15 protein-coding genes are annotated in these 13,570 nt (G+C 66.6%); 6 read left to right on the top strand and 9 right to left on the bottom strand.

The window, feature by feature from the left end; all coding sequences use genetic code 11:
- Positions 1-111 precede the first annotated feature (111 nt).
- Positions 112-879 carry a WecB/TagA/CpsF family glycosyltransferase gene (locus G6N33_RS17885; protein WP_101528108.1) on the top strand — a complete coding sequence of 256 codons (768 nt, stop codon included), beginning with the start codon at positions 112-114 and terminating at the stop codon, positions 877-879.
- On the opposite strand, the gene G6N33_RS17880 is transcribed toward G6N33_RS17885, so the two are convergent.
- From G6N33_RS17880 to G6N33_RS17860, 5 genes are all read right to left on the bottom strand, one after another.
- Positions 839-1,390, bottom strand: coding sequence for an HAD-IIIA family hydrolase (locus G6N33_RS17880; protein WP_044507838.1), 552 nt, complete (start codon positions 1,388-1,390; stop codon positions 839-841). The genes G6N33_RS17885 and G6N33_RS17880 overlap by 41 nt on opposite strands.
- 2 nt (positions 1,391-1,392) lie before the next feature.
- A complete protein-coding gene (locus G6N33_RS17875) occupies positions 1,393-2,010 on the bottom strand; it encodes a D-sedoheptulose-7-phosphate isomerase (protein WP_044507839.1) in 618 nt (205 codons plus the stop codon).
- Positions 1,998-3,014, bottom strand: coding sequence for a GHMP family kinase ATP-binding protein (locus G6N33_RS17870; RefSeq protein ID WP_044507841.1), 1,017 nt, complete (start codon positions 3,012-3,014; stop codon positions 1,998-2,000). The genes G6N33_RS17875 and G6N33_RS17870 overlap by 13 nt, the downstream gene beginning before the upstream one ends.
- A 79-nt stretch (positions 3,015-3,093) precedes the next feature.
- Positions 3,094-3,822 (bottom strand): TIGR03943 family putative permease subunit, encoded by a 729-nt coding sequence (locus G6N33_RS17865; RefSeq protein WP_044507843.1) that lies wholly within the window; start codon positions 3,820-3,822, stop codon positions 3,094-3,096.
- Positions 3,819-4,814 (bottom strand): permease, encoded by a 996-nt coding sequence (locus G6N33_RS17860; RefSeq protein ID WP_044507845.1) that lies wholly within the window; start codon positions 4,812-4,814, stop codon positions 3,819-3,821. The genes G6N33_RS17865 and G6N33_RS17860 overlap by 4 nt, the downstream gene beginning before the upstream one ends.
- A gap of 109 nt (positions 4,815-4,923) precedes the next feature.
- Between G6N33_RS17860 and G6N33_RS17855 the strand changes: the two genes are divergently transcribed.
- Positions 4,924-5,673, top strand: coding sequence for a class I SAM-dependent methyltransferase (locus G6N33_RS17855; protein ID WP_044507847.1), 750 nt, complete (start codon positions 4,924-4,926; stop codon positions 5,671-5,673).
- Here G6N33_RS17855 and G6N33_RS17850 read toward each other — a convergent pair.
- Complete coding sequence (locus G6N33_RS17850; protein WP_044507848.1) at positions 5,670-5,921, bottom strand: hypothetical protein; 252 nt, start codon at positions 5,919-5,921, stop codon at positions 5,670-5,672. The two genes, G6N33_RS17855 and G6N33_RS17850, sit on opposite strands and share 4 nt — an antisense overlap.
- A 294-nt stretch (positions 5,922-6,215) precedes the next feature.
- Complete coding sequence (locus G6N33_RS17845; protein WP_044507850.1) at positions 6,216-6,578, bottom strand: ArsR/SmtB family transcription factor; 363 nt, start codon at positions 6,576-6,578, stop codon at positions 6,216-6,218.
- Positions 6,579-6,669: 91 nt separating this feature from the next.
- On the opposite strand from G6N33_RS17845, the gene G6N33_RS17840 reads away from it, so the two are divergent.
- The 4 genes from G6N33_RS17840 to G6N33_RS17825 all read left to right on the top strand — a co-directional run bounded on the left by G6N33_RS17840 (position 6,670) and on the right by G6N33_RS17825 (position 10,965).
- On the top strand, positions 6,670-8,601 hold the full coding sequence (locus G6N33_RS17840; protein WP_044507851.1) for a heavy metal translocating P-type ATPase: 1,932 nt from the start codon (positions 6,670-6,672) through the stop codon (positions 8,599-8,601).
- Between the two features lie 5 nt (positions 8,602-8,606).
- A complete protein-coding gene (locus G6N33_RS17835; protein ID WP_044512296.1) occupies positions 8,607-9,452 on the top strand; it encodes a mycofactocin-coupled SDR family oxidoreductase in 846 nt (281 codons plus the stop codon).
- A 68-nt stretch (positions 9,453-9,520) separates the two neighbouring features.
- On the top strand, positions 9,521-9,919 hold the full coding sequence (locus tag G6N33_RS17830) for an ArsR/SmtB family transcription factor (protein WP_044507853.1): 399 nt from the start codon (positions 9,521-9,523) through the stop codon (positions 9,917-9,919).
- On the top strand, positions 9,916-10,965 hold the full coding sequence (locus G6N33_RS17825; RefSeq protein ID WP_044507855.1) for a cation diffusion facilitator family transporter: 1,050 nt from the start codon (positions 9,916-9,918) through the stop codon (positions 10,963-10,965). The genes G6N33_RS17830 and G6N33_RS17825 overlap by 4 nt, the downstream gene beginning before the upstream one ends.
- An 8-nt stretch (positions 10,966-10,973) precedes the next feature.
- Here the strand turns inward: G6N33_RS17825 and G6N33_RS17820 are convergent, their stop codons facing one another.
- Complete coding sequence (locus G6N33_RS17820) at positions 10,974-11,429, bottom strand: nuclear transport factor 2 family protein (RefSeq protein WP_049919002.1); 456 nt, start codon at positions 11,427-11,429, stop codon at positions 10,974-10,976.
- Positions 11,430-11,714: 285 nt separating this feature from the next.
- Positions 11,715-13,523 (bottom strand): molybdopterin-dependent oxidoreductase, encoded by a 1,809-nt coding sequence (locus G6N33_RS17815; RefSeq protein ID WP_081662063.1) that lies wholly within the window; start codon positions 13,521-13,523, stop codon positions 11,715-11,717.
- Positions 13,524-13,570 lie beyond the last annotated feature (47 nt).

The following is a 13,570-nucleotide window of genomic DNA, read 5'->3' as shown; positions in this document are numbered from 1 at the left end:
GGTCCGATTGGCTCAGGCTATGGCGTTTGCGACCGGTGCAGCAACAACCCGGCCAACCGATGTCGCCGGTTCCGTGGAAGTTTGCCGGCGATCCGGTGAGAATCACAGGTCATGCGGCCAACCAGGATCCGGGTGGGCGAGCTGTGGTTCGACGCCCTGACACAACGGCAGGCCGTCGACACGGTGCGCAAGGCCTGGGCCGACGGCGCGGGCGGCTCGATCATCCCGGTGAACATCGACGTGGCCCGCGCGGCCGGCCGCGACGCCGCCCTGGCCGACCTGATCGCCCGAGGATCGCTGGTCGTTGCCGACGGGATGCCGCTGGTGTGGGCGGCGCGGTTGCAGGGTGTACCCCTGCCCCAGCGGGTGGCCGGCTCGTCGCTGATCGGTCCGCTGAGCGCGGCGGCGGCCGCGGACGGCAAGTCGGTCTACATCTTGGGCGGCGCCGAGGGCATCCCGCAGCGCGCGGCCGCGGCACTGACCGCGCAGTTCCCGACGCTGCGCATCGCCGGCGCCCAGTCACCGGCGTACGGCTTCGACGCGACGGCGGAAGGCGCGCGGGCGGCGATCGCCGCCGTCGTGGCGGCCGCGCCCGATTTAGTGTTCGTCGGCCTAGGTTTCCCCCGGCAGGAGCGGCTCATCGAACAGCTGCGTGAGCACTTGCCGGGCGCGTGGTTTTTGGCCTGCGGCGCCGGGATCGGCATGGCCGCCGGCGTCGTGCGCCGGGCCTCACCAGCGATCCAGCGGCTCGGGTTGGAGTGGGCGCACCGGCTGTTGCTGGAACCGCGCCGGCTTGCCCGCCGCTACCTGCGCGACGACTTGCCGTTCGCGCTCACGCTCATGGCCCTCTCGATCGTCCGGCGGTTTCGGCGAGAATGAGCCGTGCCGCCGCGGCGAGGTCTCTGACCACGACGTCGGCACCGCCCCCGGCGTCGCCGCCCAGCCGGATGGTAGCCGCCCCGGCCGCCCGGCCGGCCGCCATGTCGGCGTCGCTGTCGCCGATCATCACCGACTCGCTCAGGTCGAAACCATGCTCGCAGGCCGCGCGGATCAACATGCCGGCGAGCGGCTTTCGGCAGTCGCAACTGTTCGCCGGGTGCGGACAGTGATAGACGGCGTCCAGGTGGGCGCCCTCGCGCGCCAGCAGCTCGCGCAGCCGGTCTTGGATTGCGTCGAAATGCGCCGGGTCCGCGGACGGTTCGGACAACCAGCGCTGGTTGGTCACCAACACGGTGCGCAGACCGGCGGCGTTCAGCGCGGCCAGCGCTTGCGCCGCGCCGGGCAACAGCACCAGCTGCGCGGGCGTTCGGATGTATTCGCCATCGCCGGCTTTGACGTTGATGGTCCCGTCGCGATCCACAAAGACGGTCCGGACGTGGCGCAATCGCATCGTCAGGACGGTCTGGCAAACAGTGCGGATTCGACCATTTCGCAGATCGTGTGCCCCAGATGCAGACAGGCCTCCTGGATGCGGCCGGTGTCGTGGCTGGGCACCCGAATGCAGATCTGCGCGACCTCGGCCGCCTCGCCGCCGCGGGCGCCGGTCAGCGTCACGGTCGTCATCCCGGCGCGGCCGGCCGCCTCGAGCGCGCGCACGACGTTGGCCGAATTGCCCGACGTGGTCAGGCCGACGACCACGTCGCCGGCCCGACCGGCGGCCAGCACCTGGCGGGCGAAGACCTCGGCGTAGGAGTAGTCGTTGCCGATCGCCGTGATCGCCGCAGTGGCGTCCGGCAGGCTGATCGCGGCGAGGCCGGGCCGGTCGAACGCGAAGCGACCCATCAGCTCCGCGGCCAGATGCCCTGCGTCCTGGGCGGATCCGCCGTTGCCGAAGAAGATCACCTTCCCGCCGGCGCGCAGCGCGGCGATGATCACCCGCGCCACTTCGACGGTCTGGCGGGCAAATTCGCCGGACTGCATCTGCTGCTTGACCGCAATGGTTTCGGCCAGTCGTTGCTGGACGGTGGCCACGCTCGGCGCGACGACATCCGACATGCTTATGCCAGCCATGTGGTCAATCCCTTGCTTTCGAAAGCGAATTCGGTGATCGCGGCCCCGGCACCCTCGAGCGCTTCCATCACCCGGTGCTTCTTGGTGAAGTCGCAGAACAGCAGTATGTAGCCGCCGCCGCCGGCCCCGGTGAGCTTGCCGCCCAGCGCGCCGGTGCGCAGCGCGAGATCGTAAAGCTCGTCGATGCGCTCGTTGGTGATGTAGGGCGACATCTTTTTCTTCTGGTTCCACGCCTCGCCGAGCAGCGCGCCGAAATCGCTGAGCTTGCCCGTCAACAGTGCGGCTTTCATGGCCACCGCCAGTTCCTTTTGGGCCCGCAACCCGGCCAGGGTGTCGTCGGCGCCCGCGGTGGCGCGGCGGGTTTGATCCTCGATGACTCGCGCGGAGTCCCGTGTGATGCCCGTGTAGCACAGCAGGAGGCTGAGCTCGAGCTCGAAAGCCGTGTCGTCGCGGATCCGCAGCGGGTTGACGATCACCCGATCGGAGAACTCGATGAAGTTGAAGCCACCGAAGGTGGCGGCATACATGTCTTGCAGACCGCCGGCGATGCCGAGGTCGTCGCGTTCGATGGCACACGCGAGTTGGGCGGTCTCGTATTCGCCCATCGGCGCCCGGTAGTGCTCGGCGAGCAGTCCGGTGAGCGCGACCATCATCGTCGAGGACGAGCCCAGGCCGGAGCCGGGCGGTGCGCTCGAACGAAGCACCAGGTCGTAGCCGTCGGTGCCGTCGCGGCCGAACCGCCGCACCGCGGCCTTGATCAGATCGAGGCTGCCGTCGTAGAGGATCTCGCTATCCAGCGTCATCTCATGAGTGGTCTTGAAATCGACGGACTCGATGGTGACCTTGCGGTCGCTCCGCGGGGACAGCGAGCCGTAGGCATAGCGGTCGATGGTCGCCGACAACACACAGCCGCCTTCGAGGGCGGGGAACGGCGGAACGTCGGTGCCGCCCCCGGCGAAGGAAATCCGCAGCGGTGCCCGCGCGCGGATTCGGGGGCGTGTCATGCGGGTCTCTTTCGACGCGATCGCTGCGCTGGCCGCCCGAGCCTAACGGCTAACCAGCAGCTTTGTCGGCGTTTTGGCGTCAGGCGTAGGGGTTGGGCGGCGCCGCGACCGGTGTCACCGTGACCGCTCGCAGCGTCGGGATGGGCGGCGTGTGCGGCCGTCGCTGCGCGGGAGTTACGACGCCCTCCACCCGCAGCCAGGTGTTGTCGGCGTAATGCAGGGTGCCCGCGCCGTCGTGGTCGCGCAGATGGAGGCGGGCCAGCTGCGCGTCGGCGGCACAGCAGATGATGACGATCCGGGCCAGGTCGACCCCGCCGGGCTCGTTGAGGACGAAGCCGGTGACCGTGATCAGCCGATCGTTGAGCGATCCGGTGGTGTCGTTGGCGGCCCGCATCATGACGTCGGGCAGCGACACTTCCGGTGCGCGACCCGGCGGGAGCGGTGGGAAGGCCTGCCGCAGAACGTCATTGGAGACATTGGTGACCGAACCGGTGGCCGCCTGCGGTCGCAGCGCCGGGGGGGTGATGAAGATCAACACCACGACGGGCACGGCGAGCAACCACACCACGCCGCCACGATGGGTATGCCCGTCAGCGGGGTGATCGTGGTGATCGTGCTGCTGCGCACCGCCGCGGCGGACGTCGCCGACGATGGCCACCAGGGCGAGCCCGATCAGCAGCGCGGCGGTGAGCCCGAGCCACGGCAACAGCGACGGCTTGACGTAGCGGGTAAACACCCCGGTGGCCAGGATCATCGCGACGCTCAGCCCGACCAGCAGCAGGACCGTGTTCTCGGTTTCGCGTTTCATTGCGAACCGCCTAGCACCAGCAGGCCGACCAGGGTGGCGACCACGGCGGCGACGGCGAATGTCGCCGGGCCGAAGCGGGTGGCGAAGGCACGGCCGAACATCCCCGATTGCATCGCCACCAGCTTGACGTCGATGGCCGGCCCGACGACTAGGAACACCAGTCGCGGGACCAGCGGGACCATCGTCAAGCTGGATGCCACGAAGGCGTCGGCTTCCGAACACACCGCCAGCACGACCGCCAGCGCCGCCATCGCGACGACGCCGAGGACCAGATGCGCGCCGACGTGTTCGAAGATCCACGGCGGCACCAGCACGTGCAGGGCCGCCGCCGCGGCGGCACCGAGTACGAGGTAGGCCGCGGCCTGCAGGAAGTCGTGTCGCGCCACCTCACAGAACATCACCCACTTGGATTGCGTTGCCGGGCCGTGCGATTCGTGCGACGGAAGCCGGCGGGTGATCCATTCGGCGCGGCCCCATCGCGACCACGCGCAGCCCATCACCACCGCGGTCAGCAACGACGCGACCACCCGGGCGACGACCATCTTCGGCTGTCCCGGAAACGCGACGGCCGTCGCGACCACCACGACGGGGTTGATGGCGGGCGCGGCGAGCATAAACGTCAGGGCCGCCGCACCGGCCGCGCCGCCGTCGCCGAACAGCCGCCGGGCCACCGGCACTGAGCCGCATTCGCAGCCCGGCAGCGCCGCGCCGACTACGCCGGCGGCAAGCACGGCCGCCGCCGGCCGGCGCGGCAGCCAACGCAGCAGGCGCTCGGGCGGCACGAACACCGCGATCAGTCCGCTGACCACCACGCCGAGGCCCAGAAACGGCAGGGCTTGGACGAACACGCCGCAGAACACGGTGCCCGCGGTGGCCAACGCGGCGCTGTTTCCCACCGCAGCCCGCAGCCACGTCCCGGAGATCGCGAAGATCACCAAGCCGAAAACCAGGACTTCCATCGACCCGAAACGTGGTCGGCGTTCGGCCCTCATCTAGCGCACCCGGACTGGAATCTCATGACAGTTGATGAAAATGATTATCACTGCGACCCGGGGCCGGCCGCACCCGGGCCTGGGGTGTGTTGCGTTACCGTGCAATGCGATGAGCCAGGATCCGGTCGAGTCGACCCGAGGCTTGATGAACCAGACAGCGCACCTGCGGCACGGTTTCCTCGACGTGCTCGGTGCGGCGACCAGCGCGCCGGTCCCGACGATTGCCCAGCGTGCCATGAACAGTCCTTTCGTCGCGACGGTCTACGAGCGCCTGTGGCGGCCCACCGCGTTCTACCTCGCCAGCGGGCTGACCCACCGGGCCGAGCAGATTCGGGCGGCGTCGGCGCTGCGGTTGTCGACGGCCCAGCGGCTGCTCGACGTGGCTTGCGGACCAGGCAACTTCACCACCCCGTTGGCGGCGGCCCTGCCGGAAGAGGGGCTGGCGGTCGGGTTCGACATCTCCGAACCGATGCTGGCCCGCGCCGTGGCGGACAACAGCGGTCCGCGCACGTGCTATGTCCGCGGCGATGCCCGCCGACTGCCCTTCGGACCCGAAACCTTCGACGCGATCTGCTGTTTTGGTGCGCTGTATTTGATGCCGGAGCCGTTCCGGGTGGCCGGTGAGATGATCCGGGTGCTCAAACCCGCCGGGCGGATTGCGATCCTGACCAGCTATGCCCCCGACGTGGCGCCGCTGCATCAGGTCATGACGGCGGGCGCGCGCAGCATCGGACTCACGATGTTCGGCCGGCACGAGTTCGTGGACCTGTTTACCGCGGCGGGCCTGATTGACATCGACCAGCAGACCCAACGTGCACTGCAGTTCGTCGTCGCGGCGAAGCCGGGCACGGCGGGCTAGGACGCCGCCTTGGCCACACCGAGGATCCGCACCACCGGGGTGCCCTCCTCGCATTCCACGACCCAGGGGGCCCCGCCGTCGACGGGTTCGGAGGTGAGTTTGAACATGATCGGCAAGCCGGCCCGTTGCGACATCTGTGTGCACTCGACCTGGAACAACCGGTAGTCGCCGTCAGTGTGAACGGCCAGCGAGAATCCCGGCCGGACGGACTCGACGGGCACCTTCTGTAGGTAGTACTCGATAGTCATCCCCACGACATTAGAGTCGTGAACGTTTCTAATTCGTTGCCGCCACGCGCTCTTATCGAAAGTTCAGCTGAATTTTCAGACCACATCAGGTTCCGCGCAGTGCGGCGCGCGCTGTCGCCGCAGCCCTACGTTGCCGTAGGCCGGGCCCAACCTGACGACCGAACCGGCGCAATGCTGGTCGACCGCAGACTTTCCGCCCGGCCCGCCTAACCTTTGTCGAAAACGATTTTCAAGACCAGCCTAGAGATAGGTGCTTATTCGCGAAACACCTTGTGCTCCAAACAAACACGTGCTTCAGGCGCGCTGTGCGCTGGCCTCGCTCGCGCCCAGGCGCAGGTGCTCGATGTGGTAGACGGCCTCGTCAAGGAGCTGGGCGACGTGGTTGTCATAGAGCCGGTAGACGATGTTGCGGCCGCTGCGATCGCCAGCGACCAAGCCGAGAGCGCGAAGCAGGCGCAATTGATGAGACACCGCGGGTTGTTCCATCCCTACGGCGGTCGACAACTCGCCAACCGAACAGGGAGACTGCCGCAACCGGGTCAGAATCATCAGACGGTTGGGCGAAGCCAAGGCTTGCAGCGTCTCGGCGATTTTGACCGCGGAGGAAGGGTCGAGCGTCGCCGGTGGTGTCACCCTGCCTTCGACTCCATGTCCCATCTCCCAATTGAAGCACGGGGGATCAACTGATATGAAATATGTAGAACTTTACATGTATACATGTCGTGATCGTATTGCTGAGGGGACGTCGATGAGTTGCGCCGCCGTGCAGGCGATGCCCACCCTGTCCGTCGAACGGCCGAGGCGCGCCGGGCTGTGGTCCGTCCCCGCGGTGCGCTGGGCCTCGGTGGCCTTGCTGGTGTTCCTGGCCGGGCTGACCACACAGCTGCTCCGCGCGCCCGCATGGAGTTGGTGGGCGTGTTACCTGGCCTGCTATCTCACCGGCGGTTGGATGCCTGCGCGGGATGGGTTGCGGGCGTTGTGTTCTCGCACCCTCGACGTCGACCTGCTCATGGTGATTGCGGCCATCGGCGCGGCGAGTATCGGCCAGATCGTCGACGGCGCGCTGCTGATCGTGATCTTCGCGACGTCGGGCGCCCTGGAGGACGCGGCCACCAAGCGCACCGCAGATTCGGTGCGGGGCCTACTTGACCTGACGCCCGAGCGCGCCGTCCGAATCGGTGCCGACGGGATTGAACAATCGGTGGATGCCCAAACCCTCTGTGTCGGTGACGTTGTCAGCGTGCGACCCGGTGAGCGCGTAGCGGCCGACGGTGTCGTCATCGAGGGGGCGTCGGATGTCGATCAGTCGTCGGTGACCGGTGAGCCCCTGCCGGTCGGCAAGACCGTCGGCGACGACGCGTTTGCGGGCACGCTCAATGGCGCTGGGGCGCTTCGGATTCGGGTCACCAAAGACGCGTCCGACACGGTCCTGGCCCGCATCGTTGCCCTCGTTGCGGAAGCGTCGGCCACCAAAGCCACGACGCAACTGTTCATCGAAAAGGTCGAGCAACGCTATTCCGTCGGCATGGTCGTGGTGACCCTCGCGCTTTTCGCGGTCCCCCTGATCGGGGGCGCGGCATTTCAGCCGACGCTGCTTCGGGCGATGACTTTTATGATCGTCGCGTCGCCGTGCGCGGTGGTGTTGGCCACCATGCCCCCGCTGCTCTCGGCCATCGCCAACGCCGGCCGCCATGGCGTGCTCGTCAAGTCGGCGGTGGCAATGGAGCACCTTGCCGACACCACGCGGGTGACCATCGACAAGACCGGCACCCTGACCACGGGAGCACCGCGACTCGCCACCGTCACCGTCCTCGACGACCGCTACTCCGAGCATGCTGTACTGCGGATAGCCGGCAGCGTGGAGCAATTCAGCGAGCATCCCCTCGGGCGCGCCGTCGTCGACGCAGCTCGCGCCCGCGGGCTCACGGTTTGCGGCGCCGCCGACTTCCGGGCGCTGCCGGGGCGCGGGGTGCGCGCACGTGTCGGCGAGCAGACGGTGGAAGTACTCAGTCCGCGCGCAGTCCCCGACCGCCTTCCCGCCGTGGCAGAGCTGGAACGTGACGGCATCACCGCCGTGCTCGTCTTGATTGACGGACGAGCCGTCGGTGTACTCGGACTGGATGACACCCTGCGTCCGGGCACCGAGGCGGTCATCCGCACCATCGTCACGCTCACGTCGGCGCCGCCGGTCCTGCTCACCGGCGATGCCCAACCGGCCGCCGAGCACGTGGCCGCACAGGTCGGGATCACCGACGTGCGGGCTGACCTGCTGCCCGATGGCAAAGTCGCCGCCGTGCGCCGGCTGGAGGCTGCCGGTCACCGGGTGCTGTTCGTCGGTGACGGCATCAACGACGCGCCCGCGATGGCCAGTGCGCACTCCTCAATCGCGATGGGCCGCAACGGGGCTGACCTCACCCTGGACACCGCCGACGCGGTGACCGTCCGGGACGAATTGGCGACCATCCCGGCAGTGCTGGCATTGGCCCGCCGCGCACGACGTGTTGTCATCGCCAACCTCGTCATCGCGGGCGTGTTCATCGTTGGATTGGTCGTCGTTGATCTCGTCGGCGACCTGCCACTGCCGCTGGGTGTGGCCGGCCACGAAGGGTCCACCATCATCGTCGCCCTCAATGGTTTGCGACTCCTGCGCAAGCGGGCGTGGGGGCCGACGATATCGTGAGCAACATGACACACGCCGTTGGCCGGGTAGCCGGCAAGGTCGCGTTCATCACGGGTGCGGCGCGTGGCCAGGGGCGAGAACACGCCGTTCGGCTTGCCGAAGAGGGCGCCGACATCATCGCGGTGGATCTGTGCAGCGACGTCGAGGGCGTCGTTTATCCGGGGGCGACGGACGACGATCTCGACGAGACCGCCGCGCTGGTCGAGAAGCTAGACCGGCGCATCGTCACCGCCAAGGCCGATGTTCGAGACCTCGCGGGGTTGCGCGACGCGCTGCAACGAGGCATCGACCAGTTGGGTCGCCCCGATGTGGTGATCGCCAATGCCGGCATCAGCGGTAGTCCCGCACCGTCGGCGTTGCTGGAAGAGACGGCATGGCAAACGATGCTCGACATCAATCTCACCGGGGTGTGGCACACCACGAAAGTGGCGATTCCGCACATGTCCGATGGCCGCGGCGGATCCATCATCCTGGTCAGCTCCATGCTGGGACTGCGCGGCGGCGCGTACATGGTCCACTATGCCTCGGCCAAGCACGGCGTCGTCGGGCTGATGCACTCGCTTGCGAACGAACTTGCGCCACAGTTGATTCGGGTCAACTCGATCCACCCCGGCAACATCCGCACACCGATGATCGACAACGAGCAGTTCCACCGCACGCTACGACCGGACCTGCCCAACCCGACGATGGACGACACCGCCGCCGTAATTGGCCATTTCCATTTGCTGCCGGTGCCGGTCATCGAGGCCCGCGCGGTCAGTAACGCGGTGTTGTTTCTCGCCTCTGACGAGTCGCAATACATCACCGGCGCGGCGCTACCCATCGATGCGGGAGCTGTCGCGAGGTTCTAACGGACGGCCGTCATGCCCCACCCGTCACAGCGGTCGCGGCGCGGCCGCGGGTTAGTTAGTATCTACGTATGCATGCAGGTAATGCTGCAACGCCGCTGGCGGAAGACCAGGTCAGCCTGATCGTCGAAGTCTTCCGAATGTTGGCCGATCCCACCCGCATTCGGGTGTTATGGGCTCTGACCGAGGGAGAGTCCTCGGTCAATGAGCTCGCGGAAAAGGTGGACAAGCCGGCACCTTCGGTGTCCCAGCACCTGGCGAAGTTGCGGATGGCCCGGCTGGTGCGCACCCGTCGGGCCGGCACCACGATCTTCTACAGCCTGGAAAACGAGCACGTGGGCCAGTTGGTCAGCGACGCGGTGTTCAACGCCGAACACGCCGGCCCCGGTGTGCCGTCCCATCACCGACATGACGCTGGCGTGCGGGCCATCACGACCGCGCGTCAGCCGCGGAAGGCCAAGGGCCGATGAGCGATCATCACCACCCGCACGTTCACGATCACCCGCATGTGGACGACCATCCAAAGGGTCTGCGTGGTGTGATCAAGGGGTTCTTCGCGCCGCATTCCCACGACGCCGCGGACAGCGTCGACAGCGAACTGGAATCCAGCGTCGACGGCATCCGTGCCGTCAAGCTCAGCTTGTTGGTCCTGGCGGCGACCGCGATCGCACAGATCGTCATCGTGGCAATCTCAGGGTCGATCGCGCTGGCCGCCGACACCATTCACAACTTCTCCGACGCGCTCACCGCAGTGCCGCTGTGGATCGCATTTGCGTTGAGCACCAAGGCCGCAACTCGTCGTTATACGTACGGCTTCGGCCGGGTGGAGGATCTCGCCGGGCTGTTCGTGGTCGCCATGATCGCATTATCGGCAGTCGTCGCCGGGTATGAGGCCGTTGAACGACTCATCACGCCGCACCCCATCGACCACGTCGGCTGGGTTGCGCTGGCCGGCGTCATCGGCTTCGTCGGAAACGAATGGGTGGCGCTCTACCGCATCCGAGTCGGCCGCCGCATCGGCTCGGCCGCGCTCGTCGCTGACGGCGTGCACGCTCGCACCGACGGCTTTACCTCGCTGGCGGTGCTGATCGGCGCCGGCGGTGTAGCGCTAGGCTTCCCGCTGGCCGACCCGATCATCGGGCTGGTGATCACGGCGGCCATCGTGGTTGTGCTGAGCACCGCCGTGCGGGACGTGTTTCGCCGTTTGATGGATGGCGTCGATCCGGCGTACATCGACACCGCCGAGGCGGCGCTCACCGCCAGGCCGGGGGTGCGTTCGGTGCGCAGCGTGCGGATGCGCTGGATCGGTCACCGGCTGCATGCCGACGCCGAACTGGATATCGACCCGGGGCTCAGTTTGGCCGCGGCGCACCAGATTGCGCACGACTCCGAACACGACCTGATCCATGCGGTGCCCAGGCTGACGACCGCGATGATCCATGCCTACCCCGCGGGCAGTGCCGACGCGCACCAGCACCGCCGTGATCACACCGAGTCACCCGCGCATCATCACTGAGGAATCCTCTAGTCAAAGCTCATCGACGCAAGGGCGATGGGATCGACTGGAACATAAGGAGTAACCGTCCGGCTCCGGAATCGCCAGCAACCGCCGGTGCGAACGTAGACATCGTCGTAACGACACGTGAGGAGCACTTCGGATCCACCGATCACACCGACGATGATCGCCGCGCAGCTCCCCCGGGCCTCGTCGCCGTCGAGATCATCCAAGATGTGGTTGGCGGTGAGATGCAAGGTCCCATTGGCCGCCGCGAACAGTTGGCTGTAGCAGGTTGTGAGTTCGGCGTGTCCCTGATAACGCGCTAGACCACAGGGCGTTTCATCGAAAACGCCGTCCTCGACAAAGAGCGCCACGAGTGGTTCGACCTGAGATGTATCGACGAATAGTGCGTATTTCGCCGTAAGTTCGCGAATCTGCAGCTGGGCCGCGATGAGGGATAATGCGGATGCGGGCGGGGCCATGCCAACCTTTCTCGAACCGAAATTGTCCAGAGCGTCGCGCCGACAATCGAAACGGGAGCCAGGCTCGCGCCAGGCATGTCAGGGCCGAGGACTTTAGGCCCAGACGAGCGCCGGGGCCCGCCAGGATCGCGACGGTGATCAGGCACACCCGACGGCACTACACCGAATCTTACAGATCGCGCGTTGTCGCAGGCCGGGAGGATATCCACCGCCGGGAGTAGACGAGCCCCCACCCGGCCTTCGAATACCTTGGGGCAGTGCGTCACTCACGAGTGAATGGCCCCCTCAGATAGGCATCCGGTAACCGTAGAACTCGTGGTCTTCGTTGTATCCGCCGTGCCCGAAGCCAAGATGGTCGAAACTGTCCACGAATTCGATCGCTTCGATCCACTTGACCTGCTTGAAGCCGATCTCGCGCTCGTTGCGTAGCCGCAGCGGCGCACCGTGGGATACGTTGAGCGGCTCGTTGTTCATTTCATAGGCGAGCAGGCACGTCGGCTCGCACATGTGCTGGATCTTGTGGCAGTCGTAGTACCGGCCCTCGATCGGCCCTCCGGCACCGTCGGCGAAGGAGTAGAACACCACCCAGCGTGCCGACGGTTGCGGGCGGACCATATCGAGGATGTCCGACATGCGCACACCTCCCCATTTGGCGACGCCCGACCAGCCTTGGATGCAGTAATGCTGGGTGATGGCCTCATGTTTGGGCAGCGCGCGCAGCTGGTCGTAGGTGAGCGTGACGGGATTGGCGACGAGTCCTTCGATGTGCAGCGCGTAGCCTTTCCAGTTCTCGGCTTGCAGTCGGCGGTACTCGTCGGATGTCGGTAGCGTGCCGTTCGGCCAGAGGTAGGGCGAAATGTCTTTCTCGGCATAGGTGGCGTGCGGATGCAGCCGTTCCAACAGGTCCTTCAGCCAGCCCACCGTCCGGCGACCGACCGCTTGCACCACACCCGGGTAGCGCAGCGTCAGCGGCGAGGCGCCCAACCACAAGGCAACGATGACGGCCATCGCCACGAGGTAAATCAGCAACGGCCAATAGGACTTCGTGTCGGTGCCCAACACGATGTGATTGAGATTGCCCACTAGTCCCGTGGTGAACACCATGACGGTGTGGACGAAGATGAAAAACACCATCCAAACCAGCACCGCGAAGTGAACGGTCCGCGCGACCTGGCGATTGAAAACGCCGCGCCCCAACCCGAATCGCGCGGCGATCGCCGGCGCCTGCAGTAAACCGGTGGCGAAGGCCAGCGGCGCGGCAATGAATACGGTGGTGAAGTAGGCGATGAGCTGCAGCCCGTTGTAGTTGGTGAAGCCGACATTGGCCGGGAAATCCAAAGAGGCGTATTGGATGGCGGTGGAAAGCGCATTAGGCAGGACGTCCCACGATTGCGGGACGATGCGCCGCCACTGTCCGCTTGCGAAAAGCAGGACGTAAAAGACGGCGCCGTTCGCCAGCCACAACAGATCGAAACTGAAGTGCCACCAGCGCGCCAGCCCGATCGTGTGGCGAATGCCGGGAATGCCCAACCACTTGGGCAACGCGACCGCGTCGTCCTTGGCCGACCACACGCGCGCCGCATCCCGTTGGTCCATCCGATCGGCCGGCACCGGACCGCGCATTCTGAACCACTCGGTTCCGGGCCGGCAGCCCGAATTGAGGTATAGCCGTGGATGATCGGCGAGAATTTGGATCCCGGCCCGAATGATGAACATCATGGAAATAATGTTGAACAGGTGCTGCCAGCGCAGCCATGCGGGAAAGCCGGAGGTCACCGGCGGGGCATACGTCGTCGAGGTTCCCGGGTAGGTCTCGAGGAAGTGCTGCATCCAACCGTACTGACGTAGCTGTTGCGCCAGCGCGATCGCGATGATGAGTCCGGCGACGCCCAGCGGTATCAGCCACAGCGTGTTGATCCAGCGCCGGTGCAGTCGGATCATCGGCACCCGCGCATACTCCTGGGGTATGCCACCCGCCCAGTTCTCGAGATCGACGCGGCGGGTGCGGATGGAGGGGCGCCCGCGCTGATCGAGTAGCGCCCCGCGGTCAGTCGGGGCGCCCGCGCCGCGATCGGGCTGCGGATTGCCGGTCATATCCTCCAAACTACGACGCAACTCGCGTCGGCGCAGCATATTCCGCA

The sequence above is a fragment of the Mycobacterium simiae genome, assembly GCF_010727605.1.
In the GTDB taxonomy this organism is placed as follows: domain Bacteria; phylum Actinomycetota; class Actinomycetes; order Mycobacteriales; family Mycobacteriaceae; genus Mycobacterium; species Mycobacterium simiae.
The sequence above is the reverse complement of the archived record's forward strand: the minus strand, read 5'-3'. Positions and strand labels throughout refer to the sequence as shown.

What these genes read in the sequence shown, in the direction of transcription:
- G6N33_RS17840 (WP_044507851.1), top strand. Translation starts at nt 6,670, where the DNA reads ATGAGTTGCGCCGCCGTGCAGGCGATGCCCACCCTGTCCGTCGAACGG.
- G6N33_RS17865 (WP_044507843.1), bottom strand. Translation starts at nt 3,822, where the DNA reads ATGAAACGCGAAACCGAGAACACGGTCCTGCTGCTGGTCGGGCTGAGC.
- G6N33_RS17885 (WP_101528108.1), top strand. Translation starts at nt 112, where the DNA reads ATGCGGCCAACCAGGATCCGGGTGGGCGAGCTGTGGTTCGACGCCCTG.
- G6N33_RS17850 (WP_044507848.1), bottom strand. Translation starts at nt 5,921, where the DNA reads ATGACTATCGAGTACTACCTACAGAAGGTGCCCGTCGAGTCCGTCCGG.
- G6N33_RS17820 (WP_049919002.1), bottom strand. Translation starts at nt 11,429, where the DNA reads ATGGCCCCGCCCGCATCCGCATTATCCCTCATCGCGGCCCAGCTGCAG.
- G6N33_RS17830 (WP_044507853.1), top strand. Translation starts at nt 9,521, where the DNA reads ATGCATGCAGGTAATGCTGCAACGCCGCTGGCGGAAGACCAGGTCAGC.
- G6N33_RS17815 (WP_081662063.1), bottom strand. Translation starts at nt 13,523, where the DNA reads ATGACCGGCAATCCGCAGCCCGATCGCGGCGCGGGCGCCCCGACTGAC.
- G6N33_RS17835 (WP_044512296.1), top strand. Translation starts at nt 8,607, where the DNA reads ATGACACACGCCGTTGGCCGGGTAGCCGGCAAGGTCGCGTTCATCACG.
- G6N33_RS17875 (WP_044507839.1), bottom strand. Translation starts at nt 2,010, where the DNA reads ATGGCTGGCATAAGCATGTCGGATGTCGTCGCGCCGAGCGTGGCCACC.
- G6N33_RS17870 (WP_044507841.1), bottom strand. Translation starts at nt 3,014, where the DNA reads ATGACACGCCCCCGAATCCGCGCGCGGGCACCGCTGCGGATTTCCTTC.
- G6N33_RS17845 (WP_044507850.1), bottom strand. Translation starts at nt 6,578, where the DNA reads ATGGGACATGGAGTCGAAGGCAGGGTGACACCACCGGCGACGCTCGAC.
- G6N33_RS17860 (WP_044507845.1), bottom strand. Translation starts at nt 4,814, where the DNA reads ATGAGGGCCGAACGCCGACCACGTTTCGGGTCGATGGAAGTCCTGGTT.
- G6N33_RS17880 (WP_044507838.1), bottom strand. Translation starts at nt 1,390, where the DNA reads ATGCGATTGCGCCACGTCCGGACCGTCTTTGTGGATCGCGACGGGACC.
- G6N33_RS17855 (WP_044507847.1), top strand. Translation starts at nt 4,924, where the DNA reads ATGAGCCAGGATCCGGTCGAGTCGACCCGAGGCTTGATGAACCAGACA.
- G6N33_RS17825 (WP_044507855.1), top strand. Translation starts at nt 9,916, where the DNA reads ATGAGCGATCATCACCACCCGCACGTTCACGATCACCCGCATGTGGAC.